Source organism: Cylindrospermum stagnale PCC 7417 (assembly GCF_000317535.1).
GTDB lineage: Bacteria > Cyanobacteriota > Cyanobacteriia > Cyanobacteriales > Nostocaceae > Cylindrospermum > Cylindrospermum stagnale.
The window spans coordinates 1,704,408-1,729,748 of sequence record NC_019757.1 but is presented as its reverse complement, the minus strand read 5'-3'; the positions used below and the strand labels follow the sequence as shown (position 1 = coordinate 1,729,748).

24 protein-coding genes and 1 riboswitch are annotated in these 25,341 nt (G+C 41.7%); of the genes, 16 read left to right on the top strand and 8 right to left on the bottom strand.

The window, feature by feature from the left end; all coding sequences use genetic code 11:
- Nucleotides 1-59: 59 nt before the first annotated feature.
- Nucleotides 60-1,085: a diguanylate cyclase gene (locus tag CYLST_RS07215; protein ID WP_015207049.1), complete on the bottom strand. Its 1,026-nt coding sequence runs from the start codon at nt 1,083-1,085 to the stop codon at nt 60-62.
- A gap of 849 nt (nt 1,086-1,934) precedes the next feature.
- A complete protein-coding gene (locus CYLST_RS07210; protein WP_015207048.1) occupies nt 1,935-2,150 on the bottom strand; it encodes a heavy-metal-associated domain-containing protein in 216 nt (71 codons plus the stop codon).
- A gap of 400 nt (nt 2,151-2,550) precedes the next feature.
- Here CYLST_RS07210 and alaS point away from each other — a divergent pair, with 400 nt between their 5' ends.
- The 4 genes from alaS to CYLST_RS07190 all read left to right on the top strand — a co-directional run bounded on the left by alaS (nt 2,551) and on the right by CYLST_RS07190 (nt 7,045).
- Nucleotides 2,551-5,193 (top strand): alanine--tRNA ligase, encoded by a 2,643-nt coding sequence (alaS, locus tag CYLST_RS07205; RefSeq protein ID WP_015207047.1) that lies wholly within the window; start codon nt 2,551-2,553, stop codon nt 5,191-5,193.
- Nucleotides 5,194-5,342: 149 nt separating this feature from the next.
- Nucleotides 5,343-5,927 carry a Uma2 family endonuclease gene (locus CYLST_RS07200; RefSeq protein WP_015207046.1) on the top strand — a complete coding sequence of 195 codons (585 nt, stop codon included), beginning with the start codon at nt 5,343-5,345 and terminating at the stop codon, nt 5,925-5,927.
- 21 nt (nt 5,928-5,948) lie between these two features.
- Complete coding sequence (locus CYLST_RS07195) at nt 5,949-6,209, top strand: hypothetical protein (RefSeq protein ID WP_015207045.1); 261 nt, start codon at nt 5,949-5,951, stop codon at nt 6,207-6,209.
- A 404-nt stretch (nt 6,210-6,613) separates the two neighbouring features.
- The gene (locus CYLST_RS07190) at nt 6,614-7,045 is read left to right on the top strand and encodes a VanZ family protein (protein ID WP_342663870.1); all 432 of its coding nucleotides are present in this window, start codon (nt 6,614-6,616) and stop codon (nt 7,043-7,045) included.
- A gap of 35 nt (nt 7,046-7,080) precedes the next feature.
- Here the strand turns inward: CYLST_RS07190 and CYLST_RS07185 are convergent, their stop codons facing one another.
- Both CYLST_RS07185 and CYLST_RS07180 read right to left on the bottom strand, forming a co-directional pair.
- Nucleotides 7,081-8,439 carry a cytochrome P450 gene (locus tag CYLST_RS07185; protein ID WP_015207043.1) on the bottom strand — a complete coding sequence of 453 codons (1,359 nt, stop codon included), beginning with the start codon at nt 8,437-8,439 and terminating at the stop codon, nt 7,081-7,083.
- A gap of 113 nt (nt 8,440-8,552) precedes the next feature.
- The gene (locus CYLST_RS07180; RefSeq protein ID WP_041233005.1) at nt 8,553-9,476 is read right to left on the bottom strand and encodes a 1-aminocyclopropane-1-carboxylate deaminase/D-cysteine desulfhydrase; all 924 of its coding nucleotides are present in this window, start codon (nt 9,474-9,476) and stop codon (nt 8,553-8,555) included.
- 214 nt (nt 9,477-9,690) lie between these two features.
- On the opposite strand from CYLST_RS07180, the gene CYLST_RS07175 reads away from it, so the two are divergent.
- From CYLST_RS07175 to CYLST_RS07140, 8 genes are all read left to right on the top strand, one after another.
- A complete protein-coding gene (locus tag CYLST_RS07175; protein WP_015207041.1) occupies nt 9,691-10,245 on the top strand; it encodes a pyridoxamine 5'-phosphate oxidase family protein in 555 nt (184 codons plus the stop codon).
- Between the two features lie 24 nt (nt 10,246-10,269).
- The gene (locus CYLST_RS07170; RefSeq protein ID WP_015207040.1) at nt 10,270-10,785 is read left to right on the top strand and encodes a GNAT family N-acetyltransferase; all 516 of its coding nucleotides are present in this window, start codon (nt 10,270-10,272) and stop codon (nt 10,783-10,785) included.
- A 211-nt stretch (nt 10,786-10,996) separates the two neighbouring features.
- On the top strand, nt 10,997-11,431 hold the full coding sequence (locus CYLST_RS07165) for a GNAT family N-acetyltransferase (protein WP_015207039.1): 435 nt from the start codon (nt 10,997-10,999) through the stop codon (nt 11,429-11,431).
- Nucleotides 11,428-11,892 (top strand): cupin domain-containing protein, encoded by a 465-nt coding sequence (locus tag CYLST_RS07160; RefSeq protein WP_015207038.1) that lies wholly within the window; start codon nt 11,428-11,430, stop codon nt 11,890-11,892. The genes CYLST_RS07165 and CYLST_RS07160 overlap by 4 nt, the downstream gene beginning before the upstream one ends.
- Before the next feature lie 23 nt (nt 11,893-11,915).
- Nucleotides 11,916-12,389: a protein tyrosine phosphatase family protein gene (locus CYLST_RS07155; RefSeq protein ID WP_015207037.1), complete on the top strand. Its 474-nt coding sequence runs from the start codon at nt 11,916-11,918 to the stop codon at nt 12,387-12,389.
- Between the two features lie 191 nt (nt 12,390-12,580).
- Nucleotides 12,581-12,796: riboswitch (cyclic di-AMP (ydaO/yuaA leader) on the top strand.
- A 147-nt stretch (nt 12,797-12,943) separates the two neighbouring features.
- Entirely contained in the window at nt 12,944-14,221 is a 1,278-nt protein-coding gene (locus CYLST_RS07150) for a glycosyltransferase (protein WP_015207036.1), read from the top strand.
- A 390-nt stretch (nt 14,222-14,611) separates the two neighbouring features.
- Entirely contained in the window at nt 14,612-15,277 is a 666-nt protein-coding gene (locus CYLST_RS07145; protein ID WP_015207035.1) for a phosphoribosyltransferase, read from the top strand.
- Between the two features lie 17 nt (nt 15,278-15,294).
- Nucleotides 15,295-15,483 (top strand): hypothetical protein, encoded by a 189-nt coding sequence (locus CYLST_RS07140; protein ID WP_015207034.1) that lies wholly within the window; start codon nt 15,295-15,297, stop codon nt 15,481-15,483.
- Between the two features lie 634 nt (nt 15,484-16,117).
- Here the strand turns inward: CYLST_RS07140 and CYLST_RS07135 are convergent.
- Complete coding sequence (locus CYLST_RS07135; RefSeq protein WP_015207032.1) at nt 16,118-17,338, bottom strand: RNA-guided endonuclease InsQ/TnpB family protein; 1,221 nt, start codon at nt 17,336-17,338, stop codon at nt 16,118-16,120.
- 62 nt (nt 17,339-17,400) lie between these two features.
- On the opposite strand from CYLST_RS07135, the gene CYLST_RS36720 reads away from it, so the two are divergent.
- Nucleotides 17,401-17,598 (top strand): hypothetical protein, encoded by a 198-nt coding sequence (locus CYLST_RS36720; protein WP_015207031.1) that lies wholly within the window; start codon nt 17,401-17,403, stop codon nt 17,596-17,598.
- 338 nt (nt 17,599-17,936) lie between these two features.
- Here CYLST_RS36720 and CYLST_RS07125 read toward each other — a convergent pair whose 3' ends face one another.
- Both CYLST_RS07125 and CYLST_RS07120 read right to left on the bottom strand, forming a co-directional pair.
- Complete coding sequence (locus CYLST_RS07125) at nt 17,937-18,527, bottom strand: DUF4142 domain-containing protein (protein ID WP_216595235.1); 591 nt, start codon at nt 18,525-18,527, stop codon at nt 17,937-17,939.
- 178 nt (nt 18,528-18,705) lie between these two features.
- Nucleotides 18,706-19,146: a pyridoxamine 5'-phosphate oxidase family protein gene (locus tag CYLST_RS07120; protein WP_015207029.1), complete on the bottom strand. Its 441-nt coding sequence runs from the start codon at nt 19,144-19,146 to the stop codon at nt 18,706-18,708.
- 586 nt (nt 19,147-19,732) lie between these two features.
- Between CYLST_RS07120 and CYLST_RS07115 the strand changes: the two genes are divergently transcribed.
- From CYLST_RS07115 to CYLST_RS07105, 3 genes are all read left to right on the top strand, one after another.
- The gene (locus CYLST_RS07115; protein ID WP_015207028.1) at nt 19,733-22,750 is read left to right on the top strand and encodes a cation-translocating P-type ATPase; all 3,018 of its coding nucleotides are present in this window, start codon (nt 19,733-19,735) and stop codon (nt 22,748-22,750) included.
- Nucleotides 22,751-22,810: 60 nt separating this feature from the next.
- Nucleotides 22,811-23,995, top strand: a complete 1,185-nt coding sequence (gene metK, locus CYLST_RS07110) for a methionine adenosyltransferase (protein WP_015207027.1) — start codon at nt 22,811-22,813, stop codon at nt 23,993-23,995.
- A 272-nt stretch (nt 23,996-24,267) separates the two neighbouring features.
- Nucleotides 24,268-25,050, top strand: a complete 783-nt coding sequence (locus CYLST_RS07105) for an MBL fold metallo-hydrolase (RefSeq protein WP_041233481.1) — start codon at nt 24,268-24,270, stop codon at nt 25,048-25,050.
- A 124-nt stretch (nt 25,051-25,174) separates the two neighbouring features.
- On the opposite strand, the gene CYLST_RS34270 is transcribed toward CYLST_RS07105, so the two are convergent.
- Nucleotides 25,175-25,336 (bottom strand): hypothetical protein, encoded by a 162-nt coding sequence (locus tag CYLST_RS34270; RefSeq protein WP_015207025.1) that lies wholly within the window; start codon nt 25,334-25,336, stop codon nt 25,175-25,177.
- Between the last annotated feature and the right edge of the window lie 5 nt (nt 25,337-25,341).

Here is a 25,341-nt window from a genome sequence, read left to right as displayed (position 1 = left end):
GCTTTTAGAGGGGAATAGCGAACACTGAGTTTAGTATGACAATTTACACATAAAAGACTCTAAGAAGAAACTGCTCTGAGACGGGAACGTTGGGATGGATAACCCCAACTAACTACTTTGTTACGCCCGGTTGCTTTGGCCTCTAAGAGACATTGATCGGCACGATGTAGCAGCGTCAAACCCTGCTCATCATCTTCTGGTTCTAGGCTGGCTATACCCAAGCTAATTGTGACATTAATTGCTAGTTGATTTTTAATAGCAAATGGTTCTTGATTGACTATACGATTGAGACGACGGGCCAATAGTAGGGCTTCTTCACCTGTTGTGTTTGCCAGAAGCACGACAAACTCTTCACCACCATAACGAAATGGCGTGTCTTGACAACGCAGACTGTGACGCAGACGGCTAGAAAGTAACTGCAAAACGCGATCGCCAACTAAATGCCCGTAAGAATCGTTAACTTTCTTGAAAAAGTCTACATCGAGAATAATCAAACTGAAGGGATCTCCCTGGGTTTTCGCTTTTTTAATTTGCCTGGGTAAGTCCCATTCTAAAGCACGGCGATTATTTAATTCTGTCAACGAATCAGCCAAGGCGAATGTTGACAACACATCATTTGTCCGGAGTAAATCCCGGTATTTTTGCGCTTTCCGCAAGCCAACGGTCAATTGAGCTAGTATCAGCTGATGGTTAGCACCCAACTGCATCGAGGTACAGTCTGTTTTTTCTGCGGGTATTTGCCAAATGTAAGCGTCGGCGCCTTCTTTTAAGGCAGTTACAGTCATTTCCAACTCCCATTCCCAGCCATACTTACTTCTATTAGCAAGCAGATGAGGACGATCTTCAAACAAAATACAGTAGATCGAAGATAACTTTGTCTGGTTTTTTAGCCAACCGCATAGTTGCGTACTCCCATCCAACCCAGCCTGCACCAGCATGATATCGGGCGGCGCAGTTTCAATCCGCGACATTGCCTGATTGAGATTGGCGATCGCTTCGACACTAAAATCGGTTGGATAACGGATCTGGTCTGGAAGTGAGCTAAGAAAGTCTTTACTTCCAAAGACCAGAATAGAAATATTCATTGATTTGCGTTTTGCCCTATTTCAAAATCAAGGAAAGAATTTACCACTCCCCCAATGGAAATATCCAAGGTATGCTCGTCTATTTCAGAAAGTCGGGGTATTCTTTAGTTCAGAGACTCGCCAAGAGACAGCAGAGGTATCATTTAATTTTCTGAGCGCTCAAATTACAATAAATTGCCAATTCTAAACTCCTCTTCTAAATTATTTGATTTTTTTGCAATTGTAGAAAATACCTTCTGATAATTACTGTCCGCCTTTTGATATTTTTTTTCAAACAGTAGAAATACTGAATATTATCTGGCTGCCTAAAAATCTGACTGTAATTTCCAGGTGCTAATCAGATGAGAAGGAGACAAAACCGATTAATTACTGTTTTTATCACATCTAACAAACGTATTTGTACGGTTAGTACTCGGACTAAATACTTTTTATTTATACCGTCAAATCTTGTTATGTTTTATGTAGTAAATATATAAACTCTTTTGGTTCAGGAAGCCGTTTACTGAGGCAAAAATGGCTGCTAAACCAATGATAAAACGGCGGTAGTGTTGCCAAGCAGCTTTTGAGGAAGCTTTGCATTCGGTTGGCAGAAGACAGAAATTACTGTTTTCTGCCAAGGCAGATCTATTTAATTATCCACAGCATTTATGAAGGTTCGTTAAACTAACCGTAAATCTACATAAACTGAGTTAATCAAACGCCTGGGAGCATTGCCCTAGCTATAACAAGGGAAGATTGCTACCACTCCGCCCATCCCTAAAACAGAAACATCAGCGAGCAGTACTATACGGAAAATTTATGTGGAGTAACTCGTTATTTAGCTAACTTTTTGAAAAGTTGTGACAACTATCAATAACCTTCAATCTTATATCCAGCCGCAACGATTACCTGTTTGATTGACTCCTCAGAAGCTATGGATTCAAAAGCTACGGAATCAACAGTAACAGTCTTAGCATCGACATCAACATTAACTTTGGCATCAGGCATCATTGTGTGGATAGATTGAGTGATCGTTTCCGCACATTTATCACAAGCAAGATTCGATACTTTAAGTTTTAGCGCCATACTTGACCTTAACCTTAATAAGTTGATTTGAATATTCAGAAATCACTCACTTGGATTAGTATCATTGATCTAAGTCAGTGTAGTCATCCCACTACAGTTATATAAATTGCCTAAGGCATCAGCTATTGGGCATAAGTAGTTGGCAAAGGGTGTGTCTCATTTTGGTAATGCTCCGCTGATCTTCACAATGAAGCTGCTGCTTTTCGGACGCTTTGCCAAATATTTTTGCCAAACCCAGATGCTGCCATTGGCAACAGAATGAAACAAAATGCAAAAATAAGCTATCAGGCGATCGCTAGATCAGCAGTAAGCTTGTGGCACAGATGTCTGATCCTGCGGCATACTTTGTCAGTAACAGCAGATGTTACCCAGTCAATTGAACCTAATTTCGTAAACAGTTATGTCTTCAAATCCCCAAAATCTTAGCGGTAACGAAATTCGCGCTTTATTCCTCGACTTCTATGCCCAACGAGGACACCAAATTCTCCCAAGTGCCTCCCTCGTGCCAGAAGATCCAACCGTGCTGCTGACGATCGCGGGGATGCTTCCATTTAAACCGATTTTCTTAGGACAGCGCACACCAGAATTTAAACGGGCTACCACATCGCAAAAGTGTATCCGCACCAACGATATCGAAAATGTCGGGCGTACCAAACGCCATCATACGTTTTTTGAGATGTTGGGTAACTTTAGCTTTGGTGATTATTTTAAAGAACAAGCGATCGCTTGGGGTTGGGAATTATCGACAAAAGTTTTTGGTTTTTCCCCGCAAAACCTCGTCGTCAGCGTCTTTGAAGAAGATGATGAAGCTTTTGGCATTTGGCGCGACCAAATCGGCGTACCAGCAGCTAGAATTAAACGCATGGGTGCAGATGATAACTTTTGGGTATCTGGCCCCACTGGCCCTTGTGGCCCTTGTTCGGAGATATATTACGATTTTCACCCAGAACGCGGTGATGAAAATATCGATTTAGAAGACGATTCCCGATTTATCGAGTTTTACAACTTGGTATTTATGCAATATAACCGGGATGTGTCTGGTAGTTTAACACCGCTGCAAAATCAAAATATCGACACCGGCATGGGTTTGGAGAGAATGGCACAAATTCTCCAAAAAGTGGCGAATAATTTTGAAACTGATTTGATTTTCCCGATTATCCAAACGGCGGCGCAAATTGCGGGGCTTGATTACCACAGCAGCGATGAAAAAACCAAAATTTCTCTAAAGGTGATTGGTGATCATGTCCGTTCTGTTGTCCACATGATAGCTGATGAAATCCGTGCTTCTAATGTGGGAAGGGGTTATGTGCTGCGGCGGTTAATTCGGCGGGTGGTGCGTCATGGGCGATTAATTGGCATTTCTGGCGAATTTACTACCAAAGTTGCCGAAACTGCGATCGCACTCTCAGAATCAGCTTACCCGAATGTGCGGCGGCGGGAAGCAGCAATTATGGCTGAATTGCAACGGGAAGAGTCTAATTTCTTGAGAACTTTGGAAAGAGGCGAAAAACTACTTGAAGAAATCATTGAGGGTGTGAAGCAGCAAGGAAAAACCGCCATTAGTGGTGAAAGCGCTTTTACCCTTTACGATACCTACGGTTTCCCCTTAGAACTCACTCAAGAAATTGCTGAGGAAAATCACCTGACTGTCGATGAGGTGGGGTTCAACGCAGAAATGCAAAAGCAGGTAGAACGTGCTAAAGCTGCACACGAAACCATTGATTTAACTGTTCAAGGTTCCCTCGATAAACTTGCAGAACATATCCACAGTACGGAGTTTATCGGTTATACCCAAGCAGCAGCAACGGCGAAAGTTGAAGTTTTGTTAGTTGGTGGTGTTTCTCAAGAAGCAGCAGAAGCGGGAACAGAGGTGCAAATTGTCCTGAATACAACTCCATTTTACGCTGAATCGGGGGGACAAATTGGGGACAGAGGTTATATCTCTGGTGATGGAATCTTAGTTCGGGTGGAAGATGTGAAAAAGGAATCTGATTTCTTTGTTCACTTCGGACGCATCGAACGGGGTACATTACGGGTAGGCGATACCGTTACCGCCCAAATCGACAGCGCTTGTCGGCGTCGTGCTCAAGCAAATCATACCGCAACGCATTTATTGCAAGCAGCGTTAAAGAAAATTGTTGATAACGGTATTTCTCAAGCTGGTTCTCTCGTTTCTTTCGACAGGTTGCGCTTTGATTTCAACTGTCCCCGTGGTTTAACGGCGGAGGAAGTGCAACAAGTTGAAGAACAGGTGAATACTTGGATTGCGGAAGCGCATTCTGCGAAAATCGAAGTCTTACCTTTGGCAGAGGCAAAAGCTAGAGGTGCTGTGGCAATGTTTGGAGAGAAGTATGGTGAAGAAGTGCGGGTGATTGATTTTCCTGCCGTGTCGATGGAACTCTGCGGTGGAACTCATGTTAGCAATACGGCGGAAATCGGCGTATTTAAGATTATTTCTGAGGCTGGTGTGGCTTCTGGGGTAAGGCGGATTGAGGCAGTTTCTGGCCCGGCGATTTTAGATTATCTCAATGTGCGGGATAAAGTTGTCAAGGATTTGTGCGATCGCTTTAAGGTGAAACCAGAAGAAGTGCCGGAAAGAATCACAACTCTGCAAACCGAACTGCGAAACAGCCAAAAACAAGTGGAAGGTTTAAAATCGCAATTAGCGATCGCTAAATCTGACAGTTTACTGCAAACATCCGCAAGTATCGGCGAATTTAAAATCATTGTCGCCCAACTCGAAGACGTTGACGCCGAATCTTTGAAATCTGCTGCGGAACGTTTATTGCAAAAAATCGCTATCGGTGCAGTAGTGCTGGGTTCGGTTCCCGAAGCGGGGAAAGTGAGTATAGTAGCAGCTTTCAGCCCAGAGGTGAATAAAAAAGGACTGCAAGCTGGTAAATTTGTCGGTGCGATCGCTAAAATATGTGGTGGAGGCGGTGGCGGAAGACCCAACTTAGCCCAAGCCGGCGGAAAAGATGCGAGTAAATTACCCGAAGCATTAGAAACCGCACTAAATGAATTGCGTTCTACCTTGAGTTAACATTACTGTAGGGCGGGCGTCTCGCCTGCCCATAATTTATTAATAAAAGTTTTAAAAATTTAAAATAGATAAATTATTGAAATCATTAAAATCGACAAATCCACAACCTAGATAACTTAATAACTCGCAGTCTTAGGAGTTAAAATATCATGACTATTGCCCAAGAAAAACGCTACTATTCACCTGAAGAATATCTAGAACAAGAGGTAAATTCAGAAATACGTCACGAATATATTGATGGATTAATTATACCAATGACAGGCGGAACACCAAATCATAATCAAATTGCACTTAATTTCAGTGGTACACTGAACTATCTTCTTAAGCGCCAACCTTATCGAGTCTTTGTTACAGACCAACGTCTCTGGATTCCTAACAAGAGAATTCACACCTACCCTGATGTGATGGTTGTCCAAACTCCCTTAGTGTTTGCAGAAGGAAGAAGAGACACTCTGACTAACCCAGTAATGATTGCTGAAGTTTTATCAAAATCCACCAAAAGCTATGATAAAGATGAAAAATTTGCCGCTTATCGCTCAATTCCTAGCTTTAAAGAATATATTCTCATAGACCAGGATACAATGCACGTTGAGCAATACTGCAAAGTTGAGAGCAATAAATGGATATTTTCCGAATTTGAAGATGGAGATACCAGCTTAAATTTAGCCTCTGTTCCCTGCCAAATTTTGCTAGCAGATATTTATGATAAAGTAGATTTTAATACGGAAGATTAGTTTTTATCAAGGAATTATAAAATGAGTCGGATAAATCCCTACACCCTGCAATTACAAATTACCAGAATGTTTGAACAAGGTCAATCATTCTTTGCGACAACAAAAGTACAAGAATGGTTGCAAGAACGTCAACATAATCCCGCAGACTACGACATTATTTTTCATAAAAAACCCGCACCTGCTGGTTCTAGAGAAGTGATGGTAGTAGAAATAGAATTAAAGCGCAAAGATGGACAATCAGTAGATCCCTGGTTGCAAGAACAAGCAAATTTGCACGCTTAATACGTAGGATAATTGAATATTTGGTACATATTCAATTCACCTAGGGACAATCTAATTACCTGAAAATCCCTGTAAGGGAATACCAAAAAATAAAATATCCAGTAATCATAGACTCGTAGGGACACAGCAATGCTGTGTCCCTACTGATTGGATATTTTTTTGGAAGTCCCTAATATCATATCAAGTCCGGTTAATTACTTATAATAAGTTTGGCCTTGTTGGTAATTGCTGTTTTCCTTTTTCCCAATTACCAATTACCCATTACCCATTACCAGCCCTCACAGATATGATAAGTATTCAACCGGACATGATATCACGTCCTAAAGATACACACTTAAATTAATATTAATTTCAGAAAGTTTTAGCAAAATAGTGGATTCCCAATTGCGGAATGCTCTTTTTAATTGTTGTATTTATTAAAAACACCATTTAAAAGCATCAAAATGACATCTCGTCAGCGTTGGATTTTCGCGTTTTGGGTTTACTTTGCAATTTTGATGTCCATCTCTCTATCAGCCTACCTCAGAGTCATCCCCACGCAAATACCACAATTTCCCTATTTCGATACAGTTTGTCATTTTATCTTGCTAGGAATTGCTGCTTACTTGAGCCATCTAGCCTTAGATAAACGCAAAATTCAAATCTTCAACATTTCTCTTCCCCTTGCACCATTTCTTGTGATGTTCTTTTGTGTATTGGACGAGATAATTCAACTATTTACACCCTATCGCAGCTTTGATTTAATTGACTTAGCTGCTGACCTTTGTGGTGTTATATTATTTACCTGGTTAGCAGAAAAACAGAATTTAAACAAATCTGTAAAAAATCAACCTTAGAAAATTGTAGGGGCGGGGTTTCCCCACCCTTTCTACTACCGCTGATTTAACAACATCTTCATCCCATATTTAGGACGCAGGCTAAAAGCAGGCCACGGTGTAATTTCCTGATCTGGCATCAATGTTAACCGAAACTTCTGAGAAATAGTTGCCAATAAAAGCACCGCTTCCATTTTTGCAAAAGATTGACCAATGCAAATTCTCGGGCCTCCACCAAAGGGAAAATATGCAAACGTTGGTATCCGTTTTGCCAAATCTCCTTCCCAGCGGTCGGGGTTGAAAACTTCCGGCTGATCAAAATAACGGGAGTCGCGGTGCATTATCCATTGACTCATAATCATACTGTCGCCAGCACGCACAGGATAACCAGCAATTTCACAGTCCTCTAAAGCTGTGCGAACCATAGCCCAAGCAGGTGGATATAATCGCATTATTTCCATTATCACTCTGTCGGTATAAGGTAACTGAGGTAAATCAGCAAAAGTTGGAGTTCTACCAGCCAACACAGTTTGTAGTTCTACGTGCAATTTCTGTTCAATTTCTGGATGCTGAGATAACAAATACCACCCCCAAGATATTGCCAAAGCAGTGGTTTCATGACCTGCAATAAATAGCGTTACGGCTTCATCTCGCAGTTGTTTATCACTCATCCTATTGCCATTTTCATCCTGCATTTGCAACAGCATTGACAGCAAATCACCTTGATCTTCACCACTTTCTCGTCGTCGCTGAATAATGGGATAAATAATCTCATCAAACTGCTGTGCTGCCTTTTGAAAACGCAGGTTGTGAGGTAGTGGCACCCAATCAGGAATCACGAATAATAAAAAGTTATTGTTGCGGTCATCAAAATACGCCATGCTTATCTGCATGATCTTCTCTACCGTTTCTACTTCCGTCACCTCAGCCCCAAATAAGGTTTTGGCAACAATTTCTAAGGTGAGGTGCATCATTTCTTCGTGAATAGCAATAATTTTGCCATCACTCCAATTAGTTAGCAGGCGATTGGTGTAGTCAACCATCACCTCCCCATAAGAGAAAATGCGATCGCGATGGAAAGCTGGTTGTGTCAGTCGTCGTTGACGCTGCCAAAAATCCCCTTCGCTGGATAATAGTCCATTACCAAACATCCGTTGCAATATCTGTAAACTCAGATGTTTGCTAAATAGATTGTTCTTTTTAACTAGCACCTCTTCGATATGGTCGGGGTGATTAAGCTGATAAAACGAAAGCAATGGCCATTGCCAGTAAACAATATCACCGTACTCTTTGGCGCACTCACTCATAAAACCTATGGGATTGCGGGTGTATTCAGATACTACACCCATTAACCAGTGATGTTTTGGTCCTGGGGGGTAATTTGGGTCAATCTTCGCTTTAGATGCTAAAACCATATAAATTCACCCTTTTTAAGCAAAAGTTTGGTAGATAGGTGCAGATATCTTTCAATTCTAGTTATTCAGTTAGAATAACCTAGATTGTTTAAGTACGGTTTCACCTTAAAGGGTTATTTTAGTCGCTGTTCTATACCAATATTGCCCTGTAAGCCGCCGGTATGTATTAAGAGGATGCGATCGCCTTTTTGGAAAAATCCCTGCTGTAATAAATCCATAACCCCAAAAAACATCTTTGCGGTATATACGTAATCTAGGGGTATGTTGTAATCCTTTGTGAATTGCTGGGCAAACTGCAATAACTGATCATTCACCTTGGCATAACCGCCGAAGTGATAATCACACACCAGTTCCCAAGATGCTGGAGTGCTATTTGGTGCAGGCATCCCAGAATCGAGGTAATTTGTGAGTAGATTGCCGATTTCCGCCGCGAGAAAGTCGCCATTTTTCAACACAGGAAAGGCGATCGCATTTTGTCCTTGATGCAGTGATAGCGCCATCCCAGCCAAAGTTGTACCCGTGCCGCAGGCTACACATACCGTATCAACCGCCCCCACTGCCTCGATTATTTCCATACAGCCACGCACACCATTAAGGTTGCTACCACCTTCCGGAATAATAAACACCTCACCAAATTGTTGTCTCAGTTCTGCCTGTAACTCTACTGTCTGCCGTTGGCGGTACCTTTCCCGGTTAAGGTAAACTAACTGCATCCCCTGCTGTACAGCAAAACTCAACGTCGAATTTAGCGGTAGTCTCTCCTCCCCACGAATCACCCCAATAGTGCGGAATCCCAAAAGATTACCAGCCGCAGCAGTAGCAAAAATATGGTTAGAATAAGCACCCCCAAAAGTGAGCAGCGTCGTCAAATTTTTCTGCTTTGCTTCCAGCAAGTTATACTTCAACTTAAACCATTTATTGCCATTAACCCACGGGTGCATCAGGTCGAGGCGCAGCACATCCAAAGCAACACCAGCATGATGGGCAATTTCGCTATTGATTCGCTGTATTGGCGGCGGAACAAAGATTGACGACATAATATTAGAAAGGCAATAGACATCTCTCTTAAAAATGTAGAGACATTGCATGCAACGCCTCTACAAGGGTTCTGCATAATGCATATCTAATTTTCACTGCTATATCTAAATATTGCCGCGAAAATCTATACTAGCAAAGGTAGACCTGTGAACCTTGTCCATAGATATAGCTCAACTCGTTGTTTTCCGGCTGATTATCCACATCAAACAATGTATGGCTAAAATTATTGACTCTATCACTGAAGAACTGCAAGCATTTATTGCAGCTCAACACCTGTTCTTTGTTGGTTCCGCACCTCTAGATCCTACAGGTCACGTTAACCTTTCTCCCAAAGGTTTAGAAAGCTTTCGCATCCTCTCTCCCCACCGTGTAGCTTATCTAGATTTGACAGGTAGTGGTAATGAAACCTCAGCCCATATTCAAGAAAATGGGCGAATTACCTTCATGTTTTGCGCCTTTGATGGCCCCCCATCTATCCTCCGTCTCTATGGTCGGGGATACACAATTTTACCAGATTCCCCCGACTGGAACTCCCTGTATCCTCTGTTTGAGCCGATTCCTGGAACTCGTCAAATTATTGTGGCGGATATAGAACGTGTGCAGACTTCCTGTGGTTTTGCTGTCCCACTTTATGAATACCAAGGACAGCGAGAAACTTTAGTAAATTGGGCTATTAAAAAAGGCGAACAGGGAATTAAAGACTATCATCAGCAGAAAAATCTCACCAGCATTGACGGCTTAAAAACTCCACTGAGTAAATTAACCTAGGTTTCGTAACAGCAGAATAGAGATATGGATAAATCAATTTATGTAATTCGTCCACTCACACAAGAAGATGAGCCATTTCTTTGGCGAATGCTCTATGAAGCAACACAAATGTCAGAAGAAAACCTGACAATAAATGATGCCATGAATCATCCTGATTTGACCAAATATGTGAAAAACTGGGGCTGTGAAAATGATCTGGGTGTTGTTGCTACTTTATTAAGTAATCATCTGCCAGTAGGAGCAGCTTGGTTACGTTTGCTGACAGGTGAAAATCAGGGATATGGTTATGTTGATCACCAAACTCCAGAACTCGCAATCGCAGTTCTGCCCGAATATAGAAATCAAGGAATTGGCACACAGTTAATTAAGCATTTGTTACCAGCCGCTAAAGATTTTTATCCATCTATATCACTCAGTGTCAGAAGTTCAAACCCCGCCTTGTCTTTATATCAGCGATGCGGCTGGAAAATTGTGGATGGCAGCAATAGACTCAACCGTGTTGGTGGAATTTCATTCAAAATGAAATTAGATTTTGATTAAGCTAAATTTATGATCACTACTAGAGGTTTTTTTTTGCATTTGCGTAGTAAATTGTATAAAAAATAGCAATAAGTTAGTACAGAAATAACTATTAAACCACAGATGAATACAGTTGAATTTGTACCTCATCCAAATAATATTTGCTATACTTCTTGATGAGAGCTAAACAATTTTACAATTCATTGTCCCTGTTTTTAATTTAAACTTACTCATGAGTTATCAAATTATTCACCAGTTAACGGAAAACCAGATTTTAGAACTTGTGGAATTGTACAAAAACGAGTTTTGGAGTAAAAACCGCACATATCAAGGCGTTGTTAAGATGCTGGCAAACTCAAATATTATTATTGCTTTGGTAGATGAAAACGAACATTTGATTGGTTTTACTCGTGTTTTCACTGATTTTGTCTATCGGGCAATTATTTACGATGTAATTGTTAAGTCTACCCATAGAAAAATCGGTCTTGGTGCTAAATTACTAGATGCAGTGATGAATCATTCTCAGTTGAGTAAGATTGAACATATTTCTCTGTTCTGTTCACCGGAAATGGTTCCATTCTATCAACGCTGGGGCTTTATAAGTGCTGCGGGTAAATTTGAATTAATGTACCAACACAAACAATTACCTCAGGAAGAAACAAAATGATCATTAATCCAGAAAATGTCCCCAGTCGGACAAGTTCAATTTACCCCGCTGAATTTCAGCCTCTGGTAATAGGAAGAGTGAAACAGGCTTTAGGCAATGCGGCAGGATTGAGAAACTTTGGTGTTAATTTAGTTACTCTGGCACCAGGAAGCTGTTCTGCACTCAGACATTGGCACACGAAACAAGATGAGTTTATTTATCTTATTCAAGGTGAAGTGACTTTAGTTACTAATGCAGGAGAGCAAATCCTCAAACCAGGAATGATGGCTGGTTTTGCAGCAGGTAAAGCAGATGGACATCAACTGGTAAATCATTCTCAAGCATTGGTAGTGTATCTGGAAGTTGGGGATAGAACTGCTGATGATGAAGCTTACTATCCAGATGATGACTTGGTTGCCAAATCTGATGCCGGAGGTAATCGCATTTTCACACACCAAGATGGTGCTCTATACGAAACTTAAAACGAAATCAAAGATTTGAAAATATGTCTACGAATGGTATTGAAGATATATCCAATTTTCTCAAAATATCCGATGTAATTGCTACTTCTGGGCAACCAACAGCAAAACAGTTTGCCGTAATCAAACAGTCAGGATATCAATTAATTATAAATTTGGCACTGCCAACTTCAAATAATGCTTTATCTAATGAACAAGAAATTGTGGAATCTCAAGGTATGGAATATGTAAACATTCCTGTGCTTTGGGAAAATCCCACTATTGAGGATCTAACAGAGTTTTTTAGCCTCATGGCAACGAATGCTGATAAAAAAATATTTGTTCACTGTGCTGCCAATATGAGAGTTTCAGCTTTTATGTATCTTTATCGCCGCCTTCATCAAGGTATCAATGAGACAGAGGCAAGGCAAACTTTACATCAAGTTTGGATTCCTAATGAAATTTGGCACAAATTTATTGAGGAGGCAATTGAGTATTTATTTTCCTATACCTTTGGTTGAGGTACTGAGGTAAGCAACTCAACCAAAACTTTAGTAAGGTTTGATTCCACTGTCGTTCTACCTAACCGCTAATTGTTATTAACTTGGACACAAAATATACCGTGATTCAGATCACAATTATTTTGTGGTTCCTCTTGACTTTGCTGATGATCATACATTATTATTTAAGGGAATAAAAATCAGTCTGCCTAATCCATCATTTGCCTTAAAGATACATTATGTATCAAGGTAAATCGGGAACGGAGGAACCAGTTCTGGGGCGAATTTGCTAGAAAGAGAAAGCTAGAGTCAAAAGGATAACAATAATCAAACTTTATCCTTTCGACTTGGTACTTGATCTTTTTCCAGAAGGACATCTCTCAGTCCTAGCCCGTCAGCTAACTTCGTCGGCATTGAGAGGAGATTGAACGAGCAGCGTGATTATTACAAGTAATGCGTTGTTTTCGTCAGTATCCTTGGCTGGTAACTTTGCACTTCGTTGTGCCTGCCCTTGACTCTGAAGTAAATTCTGGCGTCTGAGGCAGGATATAGTTGCCTTGAGGTAAATATCGACTATGTACCACAGTCAAAAGTATCGCGTTGCCCTTATTTCCGTTGATGGTGATCCTACCGCAGACATAGGACAAGAAGAGGCAGGGGGACAAAACGTCTATGTGCGTCAAGTTGGTTATGCATTAGCCGAGCAGGGTTGGCAGGTGGATATGTTCACTCGCTTCAGTAGTTCTGAGCAAGCGGCGATTGTGCAACATAGCCCTAACTGTCGCACGATTCGGTTAAAGGCTGGGCCGGTCGAGTTTATTGGGCGGGATGATTTGTTTGCCCATCTACCAGAATTTGTCGCCGAATTCCGGCGATTCCAACAGCGTCAGGGATACCGTTACTCCCTAGTGCATACAAATTATTGGTTATCCTCTTGGGTAGGCATGGAATTGAAAAAGCATCAGCCGCTGATTCAAGTGCATACTTACCACTCTTTAGGAGCAGTTAAATATAGAACTATTGGCGATGTGCCCGTTATTGCTACCCAACGGTTAGCGGTGGAAAAAGCTTGTTTAGAGACTGTAGACCGTGTAGTTGCGACTAGTCCCCAAGAGCAGAAGCACATGCGGATACTTGTTTCCACCGGAGGGCGAACGGAAATGATCCCCTGTGGTACTGATATTGAGAAATTTGGTGGAATTGAGCGGTCTACAGCAAGGCAGATGTTGGGAATTGCCCCTGATGCGAAGATGGTTCTTTATGTTGGCCGCTTTGATCGCCGCAAAGGAATTGAAACTTTAGTGCGAGCTGTTGCTAAGTCTAGTTTTAGGGGTGAGGGGAAGCTGAAGCTGGTGATCGGTGGTGGTAGTCGTCCTGGCCAAAGTGATGGTTTCGAGCGCGATCGCATTTCTCGCATTGTTGCTGAACTGGGACTAGAAGACCAAACGATCTTTCCTGGTCGCTTAGATGATACCGTTCTCCCCTACTACTACGCCGCCGCTGATGTCTGCGTTGTGCCCAGTCATTACGAACCCTTTGGGTTAGTTCCTGTCGAAGCAATGGCCAGTCAAACACCTGTGGTAGCTAGTAATGTGGGTGGGTTGCAATTTACCGTCGTCCCGGAAGTGACAGGCTTACTTGTTCCTGCCAAAGATCAAGTAGGTTTTGCTGCTGCTATCGACCGGATACTCGCTAACCCAGCTTGGCGAGACGAGTTAGGTGTAGCTGGCAGACAACGGGTAGAAATTGCTTTTAGTTGGTATAGTGTCGCCTCCCGACTGACTCAGCTTTACACACATCTGCTGCCGCCAACTGCAACTAGATCTCAGAACCAACCTCAAATTGCTGCTTAACTTCTACCGAATGCAACACGTTGTCGGGGTAATCAATAGACAGCTTCGGAAAATAATCTAGAGCCGAGAATCCCTACCGATGGAAGGTCTTTACAAAGGTTCTGGATAACGCATATTTAATAGGACTTACGCATCAATTAACAAATGTAGGGGCAATTCATGAATTGCCCCTACGGTAAATCATGGGTTTTACGTCATTTTTGCGTAAGTCCTGTTTAAATTCGGTCGATGTCTAATATTGTTTTGCCCCTACAAATAGACTGTAATTACTCAACCATTAGACAGATATCTAGATTAACGATTTCGCTCCATTGGTCAGAGGGCAGGGATCTGTTAGCTTTATAGAATCAGTTCAGAAGATCAGAAAATAGTCACAAGCCGTGTGATGCCATGCTATTCCAAGACCGACGCTTGGCGGGTCAGTTCTTAGCTGGGGAATTAGCAGCTTATGCTAATCGTTCAGATGTAGTGGTTTTAGGATTGCCAAGGGGTGGTGTACCTGTCGCTTTTGAAGTTGCCAGAGCGATAAATGCACCCTTGGGTGTGTTAGTAGTACGGAAATTGGGTGTACCCGGTCAAAAAGAACTGGCAATGGGAGCGATCGCACCTGGTGGTGTGCGAGTACTCAACGAACAGATTATCAGCGAAGAAAATATCCCCGATGAAGCGATCGCGACAATGGCGCTGCAAGAACAGCGGGAGTTAGAACGACGAGAACGGCTTTATCAAGGAAATCGTCCTTCTCTAGATTTACAGGAACGCACTGTCATTTTAGTAGATGATGGTTTAGCCACGGGTGCAACTATGTTGGCAGCAATTGTGGCTGTAAGAAAACAGCAACCTGCTAAAATCGTGGTTGCAGTACCAGTCGCCGCTCCTCCAACTTACGAAGATTTAGCAGGATTGGTAGACGAAATCGCTTGCATCTCACAACCCAACCCCTTCTATAGTGTTGGTCTTTGGTACGAACAATTTCCGCAAATCACCGATGATGAAGTCTGTGATTTACTCGCCAAGGCGGCAAACAACGGTCAAAAATTATCCCTTGGGACGTAGACAAGCTGTCGAAAAATATGCGACACGAATTAAAAGAAACTGCTTCTCAACTACTGGCTGCAATGCTATCCAACCCCCACATTTACCCGCAAGTTAGTGATGAGGGAGGCTATGGCAAACTAGAACAGCAACTGATGATTGTAGCTGTGGAAATGGCGGAAAACTTAGTTCGGCATATTGAAAATAACCATCCTCAAGGTGAGTAGGAATTAAATTATTGCCGCCAAATTAACCTACATTAATTTTTTTATTAAAGCTATACCCTGGATAGCGATTGCCTTTGGCGCTGCGCTCCACGCGATCGCTACTTTAACTACACTAATCACAATTTTTTAGCTTTTCATCGTAGTGCAAATTAAGTGTTCTATAGATAAAGATAACTTATAGAAACAAAAATTTCAAAGGCATATTATTTTTTATTAAAAGAATAATATTGCTCCAAAAGTCTGTAATTAACAGGCTATTTAAGCTTAGAACTTGTCAAGTTAATATGCTGCAATTATTAACGGTTGCAAGCTAACTTATAGTTGGCACTGCATTCAAAAATAAGGAGAAAATATGATTGCGGAATTACAGTCCATCGCCTGTCTTCTAACATCTAATCCGCTGTCAACGGATGAAGTTGTTCGGAAGCTTGGTTCTGTGGCTCATGATTACGGCGGCAATGTTTTGGTCAGGCCATACGACCCTCAGTTCAAGGAGGCAAACGTGGTGCGGGAGATTGATAGAACTACTTATAAACCCTCAAACATTCCATCCGGGGTAGGGTTAACTCCTGTTAATCCACCACCAGTAGAAAAACTGGTGCAAGGCTTCGGGAAGGGTGACATACTCCTACACTTACTGCGAAGCAGAAGTGTAGGCTTCCAGGACAATCCGGCTATTGCTTAGGAGGCTCTTGGCTTTAAGAACGGAATGCCCTACCGCTCTATTTTTTATATTCAACGCTGCATTATGATCACGGTCAAGACTGCACCCACAATTAGGGCAATCGTGCCAGCGTTCATGCAGTTTTTTAGGAACTTTCACACCACAATTAGAGCAATATTGTGACGTACCTGATGGATTCACTGCGATTACCAATAACCCAGCATTTTCGGCTTTGGTTGTTAGAATTGACAGGAAGCTTGACCATCCAGCATCATGCACAGATTTTGCTAGCATCGAACTAGAAAGAGCTTTGACGTTTAAATCTTCGTGAACTATAACGTCATATTTTTTCAGTAGATTATTGGCAGTTTTAAAGTGAAAGTCTTTGCGCTTATCGGCTACTTTTTTGTGTTGTTTGGCAACTTGCTTGATAGATTTTTGGCGCCGATTACTTCCTTTTTTACGACGCGAAACACGCTTTTGAATGACGCGCAATCGCTTCTGAGATTTACGGTAATGCTGAGGGATTGGGACAACATCACCATTGGAAGTTGTCAAAAATTCCTTTAAGCCAAGGTCGATACCCGTGATTAAATCCGCATTGAAATCAGGCTTAATATTCGGGACTGTCGGATCTTCAAGACTCAAGGTCAAATAATAACCATCAGCTTTTTTTGTTACTGATGCGGTTTTAATTTTAAATCCGTCAGGTATTGGGCGATGCAAGATAACTTTAACTATGCCGAACATTGGTAAAGTTATTAAATTACCTTGCAAACACCCATCTTTCATCTGTGGATATGTAAATGTGCGATAACGGTCACGGGGCTTAAATCTCGGCTTACCACTACGTTTGCCATTGCTATCACCTTTTAAAAAACGGTCAAATGTCACCTTCACTCGTTTAACTATGTCCTGTAGAACCTGCGAGTAAATTTCACCGTACCAAGGATGAGTTTTTTTAAGCTGCGGTAGCGTTTTCTTTTGTGAATAATAGTCTGGGTTATCCCGCAATTCTGGTATATGGCAGACAATAGGACAGGCATTAATCGATGAACGATTACGCTCATACCAATCAAATCTATCAGCCAACAGATAGTTGTACTGAGCGCATAGCATAGCCAGCCATCTGTCTATCTCTAAGGCTTGTTTTGCTGTTGGTCGTAGTTTGTATTGGTACGCTGTCCTCACTTGTCTATCCTCAACTATCAAGACTATAATCCCATAAAAGTGACAACAACGGGTAGACAAATGTGAAAACTACTAGATTAAATGTCAGGATGTCTGAGCGTAGATTGAACAAACTTCACTCTTATGCTGTAATGAAAGATAAAACAGTCACGCAGATAGTAGAAGACTGGGTTGATAGACTGCCAAATCTACTTGTGTTGAGCGGAGTCGAAACAGAGAGTGTTAAAAATAACGCTGACCCCCTTAGAGTCAAGGAATAGCGGATTGAATTAGTCGGAGGTCGCGTTATTTTTAACCACCTTATATCTCACCACAGAAGGTCGTACCGTTTCAGTGGGAGGCTTACGGCGAAATAGCTAAACGAGTTGCTTACAATAGACATCTCCCACAGCAGATAATTTTTCACCTTAATCTGCCTGGACAACCATACACGGTGGCTCTGATTGCTCAGGTCAAGTATAACCGAGCTATGAGGATCACATTACGACGGGACAAACAAACGCTTGTAGAGAAAAGTTCAGTTTTATTGCATTGTCGTTAGTGTTCTGTTGACACACACCCCCGAAGTCCAGCACGGGGGCTTGACGCTTCATGAGTCCTAGGCAACTGCTCTCCGGCACGCTAGGCCAATGCCACCCCCCGTTCCGCTAGGTGTCACAGATTTACCCGTGATGGAACGAGCGAGCTGCAAATGCTCTTGCAGCGTCGGCAAAGTTTTAGCCGCCCAAGCTTTTAAGTCCGGATCATTTCCTTGCTGGGACTGACGCTGGAACAGAGACACATCCTTAGTGTGATCTGCAATCATGTGGTTCATATATGCTTTGTCAAAAGCCGCGCCTGAAAGCTTTGATAACTCAGCTTTCACCTTGCTGTTGTCTTCACCGATATCTTGCGGTATAGTTAGACCCTTTTGGGCTGCTAATTCTTGGAGTTCTTTGTTCATTTGCGTATGATCTTCTACCATCCGCTGTCCAAACTGTTTTACCTGAACTTTTGCCGCCCGTTGAGATGCCAATTCACCGAGTTCTACTTCTGCTGTACTGTCCTGACCAGCCTTGGTGAGAAATTGCCTATCTGAAGCGCTGAGTGGGTTCTGAGTCAATCTAACAGTAATTGGATTTGGCTGGGCTGTAGTTACATTTTTATCAGATGTACCAATAATAATGCTAATGACTACAAGGCCAGCCATGGCTATTTTCTGTATTCTCATGACTAAATATCCTCACTGATAAAGTTTTTTCAGAACTACCACTGCTTATAGGTGTTTGCATCATGCTGCCATATTGAACATTTCTAATTAACAATACTTAATTTAGCGAGTTCAATTACAGAATGTTACAACTTAAAAAGCGTGGTAGGTGAACAAACTAAATAATTTTTTGTGGTTGAGAACTGGATCGATTATCCCAATAATCAGCTTTATTGATGTTCACTTTGAGCAAAGCAATATCAGGCTCTTCTAGTCCTTTAGGAAACCAAGTTTGCAGTTCTGGCTGCCATAGCTGTTGTAGCTTATTGTGGTCTGTCACCAGTTGAGCCGTTCCGGAAATAGAAATATATTGTTGTTTTTCAAGTGAAGAAAAACTGACATTCACCTGTTGGCGGTGTTGAATTTCCAACACTTTATGAGATCTGGCATCAGTGAAAAACCAAAGTACGCCCTCAAAGTCAATCTCATTATTCACGAACATGGGGCGACTGTGCAAGCTGCCATCTTCATCGACTGTGGTTAACATCCCAAAGCCAATGTCTTTAATAAGTTTATCCAGTTGATAAAACTGTTGGTTTCTGTCTGTAGAAGTTGTCATTTACTCACTCACATTTTGCTGCTAATTGGTCTCAAATGGGAGTTGATAATTACAACCATTATTCTAGAATGTTTGTGATAGCTCCCACGACCAAGATTAACATTTTAATTTCCCGATTGCCTGGTTCCAAAGGTGGAGTTACGCTGAGATTAGTTTTATTGCTTATAACCATAGGCATATTTCATCGGTCAGAGTAACCGGTATTTTTGCTCTTGAGCTAAGGAGAAATTGTATTGTGTTTTTACACCAGCTTAAAAATGCCTCTATAACTTTAGGCTGATGAAGTTGGTAATTAATTTAATTAAACTGGCATGTTTAGCAATTCTATTTGATCAAGAAGTAAAGTCAGGCAAGAAGCATAGGGGTAGAGGTGAAACTCTAGGTGTATGCTAGTTTTAAGCGCATAACGCTCTCTTCGCTAACCAAAATCCTACAGTAATCCTATTGTTTACCTATGTGTTTCCTGCAAATAATTTAAAATTGGATCTACATTCGCTCTATAAACATAGAATATAATGAATCTAAATCTACTCAATTAAAGCAAGTTTTGGAAGTTTTTAGGGCATTACTAGGAGCAAGAACTGCTGTGATTCAAGCAATACACACCAAAGTCAAGGGGAGAGCTAGATATAAAGTAGATGAACTTGATCATTCACCAGAGCTAAAAGTATACTTGGAGCGATGCCTTGTAACTGACTCAGATATAATTTATGCGTCTGCTAACCCGTTGACTAGCAATATACTGGTGATTTTTACAGAAAAATATACCTGTAAACAAATTGCATCAATAATTTATAAAATTGTTTTAGATTTTCCCAAAAATGGTAGACTGATTCAGTCAAAAAAATTAGCCAAGGCGGCAAATAAAAGTAAAATATCCGCAGTCAATATCCACGAGCAAGAAAGAAAAAGCTGGCATTTAATGGCAGCAGATAGCGTTTTAAGTAGCTTAAATACTTCAGAAATAGCAGGACTATCCAGTGAGGCTGCCACAACTAATCTGCATAAATATGGACAGAATATTCTATCTGAATCATCTACTCGTTCCAATTTAAGCATCTTCATTAACCAGTTTAAATCTCTACCGGTGGCTTTACTTGCCGTAGCTGCGGGGATTTCGATTTTTACAGGGGGATTAATTGATGCTGTGGTGATTATGGGTGTTGTTGGTTTGAATGCGGTTATTGGTTACGCCACAGAAAGTCAGTCAGAAAGAATCATTGATGCTCTCAAAAGTCGGGAACAAATATCAACTTGGGTAATTAGAGATAGCAATCAGATAGAAATACCCACAGAAAATGTGGTCTTGGGAGATATTTTAGTTCTCAAACCTGGCAATTATGTGGCAGCCGATGCCCGACTCATCGAGGCAGATAACCTGAGTATTGATGAGTCGGCGCTAACTGGAGAAAGTATTCCCGTTACCAAAAATAAGCATTCTCTCACGGGTGTTGCCGATTCTGTGAAAGTAGATGTGCCGTTAGCCGATCGCTTAAATATGATCTATAAAGGGACTCTAATCACTGGTGGCCAAGGACTAGCGGCGGTGGTAGCCACAGGAAAATTTACCGAAATGGGCAAAATTCAACAACTCGTTAGTGAAGCAACAGCAACAGAAACGCCCCTGGCCAGACAGCTAGATGAGGTAGGCAGTCAACTGGTTTTTATGGGGATGGGAATCTGCGGTTTAGTCTTTGGTTTAGGCGTTTTGCGGGGCTATGGTTTAGTGCAAATGCTGCAATCATCCATATCTTTAGCTGTGGCGGCAGTACCGGAAGGATTGCCAACAATAGCCACTACCACTTTAGCCCTGGGTATCCGCGATATGCGACAAAACAAAGTCCTAGTCCGCAGTTTGAGTGCAGTGGAAGCTTTAGGTTCAGTGCAGACAATTTGCCTAGATAAAACCGGGACACTGACAGAAAATCAAATGTCCGTGGTGGAAATTCTCACCAACAGTAGACACATGAAAGTAGCTGACGGTGAATTTATCGCCGACACAGAGAAAATTAATCCTTATCTCTGCAACGAACTGTTAAAGCTGATTTATGTATCAGTTCTCTGCAATGAAAGCGAACTCTGCCGCCAGGAGGATGGTGAGTATCTGGTTACAGGTTCAGCCACCGAAAATGCCCTGATTTACATGGCAATTAGTGCGGGAATAGATGCGATCGCCATTCGAGAAAAATATCCCCTGCGGCAAACCAACCTGCGCTCAGAAAACCGCAATATGATGAGTACAATCCATGAAACTCATAATTGCCAGCGGATGGTTGCAGTCAAAGGTAATCCCGCCGAAGTGATCGAGATCTGCCAAAGGTGCGTTATCCAGGGGCAAGTAGTGCCCTTTACCGAAGCAGACAAACAGGCGATCGAGATGGAAAACGATCGCATGGCACTGAAGGCGCTGCGGGTGCTGGGAGTAGCTTACAGTTATATTGACGCAGCTGACAACAACAACAATCATGAGTCAGACTTAATTTGGCTGGGACTGGTGGGAATGGCAGACCCGATCAGAAAAGGGGCCAAACAATTAATTGCCGACTTTCATCAAGCGGGGATTGATACAGTCATGATTACAGGCGACCAAAGTCCAACAGCTTATGCGATCGCCAAAGAACTAGAATTAAATCGAGATCCACAACTAGAAATTCTCGACTCCACCAACCTCAACAATCTCACACCCGAAGCATTAACAGCCCTGAGTGACAAAGTTGATGTTTTTGCCCGCATCAGTCCCAGCAATAAACTGCAAATTGTCCAAGCCTTGCAAGCAGCCGGCAAAGTTGTCGCCATGACCGGCGATGGAATCAACGACGCACCAGCCCTAAAAGCCGCACAAGTCGGCATCGCTATGGGTAAAGGGGGAACCGACGTAGCGCGAGAAGTAGCAGATATCGTCTTAGAAGATGACAAACTAGAAACCATGATGATTGCCGTTAGTCGGGGAAGGACAATCTACAACAACATTAGAAAATCTGTACATTTCCTGCTAGCCACCAACCTCAGCGAAATCATGGTGATGACCACCGCCACCGCCCTAGGTATCGGCGAACCCTTAAACGCCATCCAACTCCTATGGCTAAATTTGGTAACCGACATCTTCCCCGGTCTTTCCCTAGCCTTAGAAGCACCAGAACCCGATGTATTAAGTCAGCCACCCCGCAACCCTGACGAACCGATTATCAAAAATTCCGACTTTGGCAGAATTGCTTTTGAGTCAGCCACCCTCTCAGTTAGTACTCTCGCCGCCTATGGTTACGCCATTCTCCGATATGGTATTGGCCCAAGGGCCAGCACCGTTGCCTTTATGACTTTGACCTCTGGGCAACTACTGCATACTATTAGCAGCCGTTCTGAAAAACACAGCATATTTAGTCCAGAGAAACTGCCGCGTAATCCTTATTTAAATATTGCCGTTACAGGCTCATTTGCCATTCAAATCCTAGCATTCACTATTCCCCCACTCAGGAATATTTTGAAAATTACACCCCTGAGTATTGTGGATAGTGCTGTTATTGGCGGTAGCGCTTTACTGCCCCTTTTAGTAAATGAAAATACTAAAAATATTAAACCACAGATGAACACAGATGAACACAGATAATTTAACAATATTTATATGTGGTTTCCTAAATAAACTTTTAGACAAAAAAGATGAATTTTTATGAAAAAAGACTTCATGTTTACATCAGAATCAGTCACAGAGGGGCATCCTGATAAACTTTGTGATCAGATCAGTGATGCAATTGTTGACCGATTTTTGCAACAAGATCCTTACGCCAGAGTAATTACAGAATGCGCTGTCTCTAAAGGCATTGTTTTTATAGCTGCCAGATTTGAACCTAACGCTAACGTCGATTTTACCAACACTGCTAGACACGTTATTGACTCTGTTGGTTATGAGCAATCTGATTTTAACGGTAAGAATTGTAGTATTTTGACTAGCTTAACAGAATTACATCGAGAACAATCTCATTTATTTGATGAAAAAAGCCTATCTGATCAAGAAATAGAGAAAATTACTGTTAATAATCAAGCAACAGTTTTTGGCTTTGCCTGCAATCAAACAGACAGTCTAATGCCTCTGCCCATCTGGCTAGCACACAAATTAGCCAGAGAACTTAGTCAAGTGAAACGCCAAAAAATCCTGCCCTATCTAACCCCTGATGGCAAAACTCAAGTAGGAGTTGAATATAAAAACCGCCGACCTGATAGAATTCACAGCATTACAGTTATTGCTAGTCAAAATAAACCGTCAAAACCTGATTTGCAGCAATTACAGGATGATATTCGAGAAACCGTGATTTATCCTGTATTTCAAAATGAAGATATTAAACCAGATGAAAGAACCAGAATATTTATTAATCCTGATGGTCCGTTGATTGTTGGCGGGCCTGCTGTTCATGCTGGATTAACAGGCAGAAAAAATGCCATAGATACCTATGGTGAATATTCTAAACATAGTGGTTCTGCTTTGAGCGGCAAAGATCCCATTAGGATAGATAGAATTGGAGCTTACGCCGCCCGTTATGCAGCCAAAAATATAGTAGCTGCCAAACTTGCCCAAGAATGTGAAGTGCAGTTAAGTTATTCTATTGGGCTTTCTCGTCCTGTCAGTGTTCAAGTAGAAACCTTTGGAACTGGCAAAATTCCTGATGAAGAAATCACCACAATTCTAGAGAAAAATTTTGATTTTCGTCTAGCAGGAATTATTAAGCAATTCAATTTGAGATTTTTACCTTCATTGACAAAAGGCGGATTTTATAGAAAACTTGCTGCCTATGGTCATGTAGGGAGAATCGATATAGATTTACCTTGGGAAAAAGTGGATAAAGTCGGTGTTTTTTAAACTTATAGGACTTACGCACCCTAACAATTTACCCTCTTTTCAGACTTTTTTGATGCGTCTTCTTACGCAACTTTCTCCGTAGGGTGCGTTCCCTAACGCACAATTTATAGAAGTTTCAACGAATCAAACTGAAAACATATTTACCATTCTTTGTCAATGCGTCAGTCCTAACTTAGACGCTTTGTAGGGGTTTAGCCAATAATCAAACAACCCCACCCCTTAATTCCCTTTAACACCGCATAATGAAGACAGGCGTTATCTTCACTTTAGCTATGCACTTAACTTGGTTAGACAGCAATAGTTGGCTGATTGAAATCGGCGAACAGCGGATATTACTTGACCCTTGGCTGGTTGGTTCCTTAACCTTCAGTAATTCAGATTGGTTCTTCAAAGGTTCCCGAACTCAAGAACGCCCAATACCAGAAAATATTGACTTAATACTGCTGTCTCAAGGTTTGGAAGACCATGCTCACCCACCAACACTTAAGCAGCTTGACCATAATATCAAAGTTGTCGGTTCTCCTAATGCTGCCAAGGTTGTAAAACAATTGGGTTACACCCAAGTAACAGCCCTCGCACATGGTGAAACTTTCACCTTGAATCAGCAAGTAGAAATCAAAACTTTTCCCGGTTCCCCAATTGGCCCAACTATATTAGAAAATGCTTATCTTCTCAAAGAATTAGAAAGTGGTTTAACCCTTTACTATGAACCTCATGGCTATCATTCTCCGCAACTTAAGCAGGTTGCACCCGTTGATATAGTGATAACACCAATGGTCAATTTGGGGTTGCCTTTGCTGGGTTTGATTATTCAAGGAGCAAATAGTGGATTGGAAGTGACTAAGTGGCTACAACCTCAAATTATTTTACCCACAGCAGCAGGGGGAGATGTGGTGTTTGAGGGATTGATGATTAAATTTCTTCAAGCTACGGGAAGTGTTGCCGAATTTAGGGCGTTATTAGAGAAGCATAATCTAGCAACACAGGTGATTGAGCCTACCCCTGGTGAACGATTTAAACTGCAATTAGAAAAGCGAGAATTAGCCAAGATATAACTAGCAGTTTGGTGTTGCTAAATATAATTATTGTAGCGACTGTCTCCCCTTTTCAAGGGAGGCTAACATTTCCTTTTACTGCCTTTTCAAAGGGTCAACTATTCACTTTACCTCAACAGTCAAATTAGGTAGTCCCTCTGGGGGGAGGTTTGGCTGTTTGTTGGGGGATTAGTCTTATTAGCACATTACGGCGTAGTTGGATTAAGTCTGGATGTTCAGAATTAGTTTTAAAACTACGGACTACTAAATACTTGCTAGTGGTAATGGGTTGGGCTAAATTCGTCATTTGGC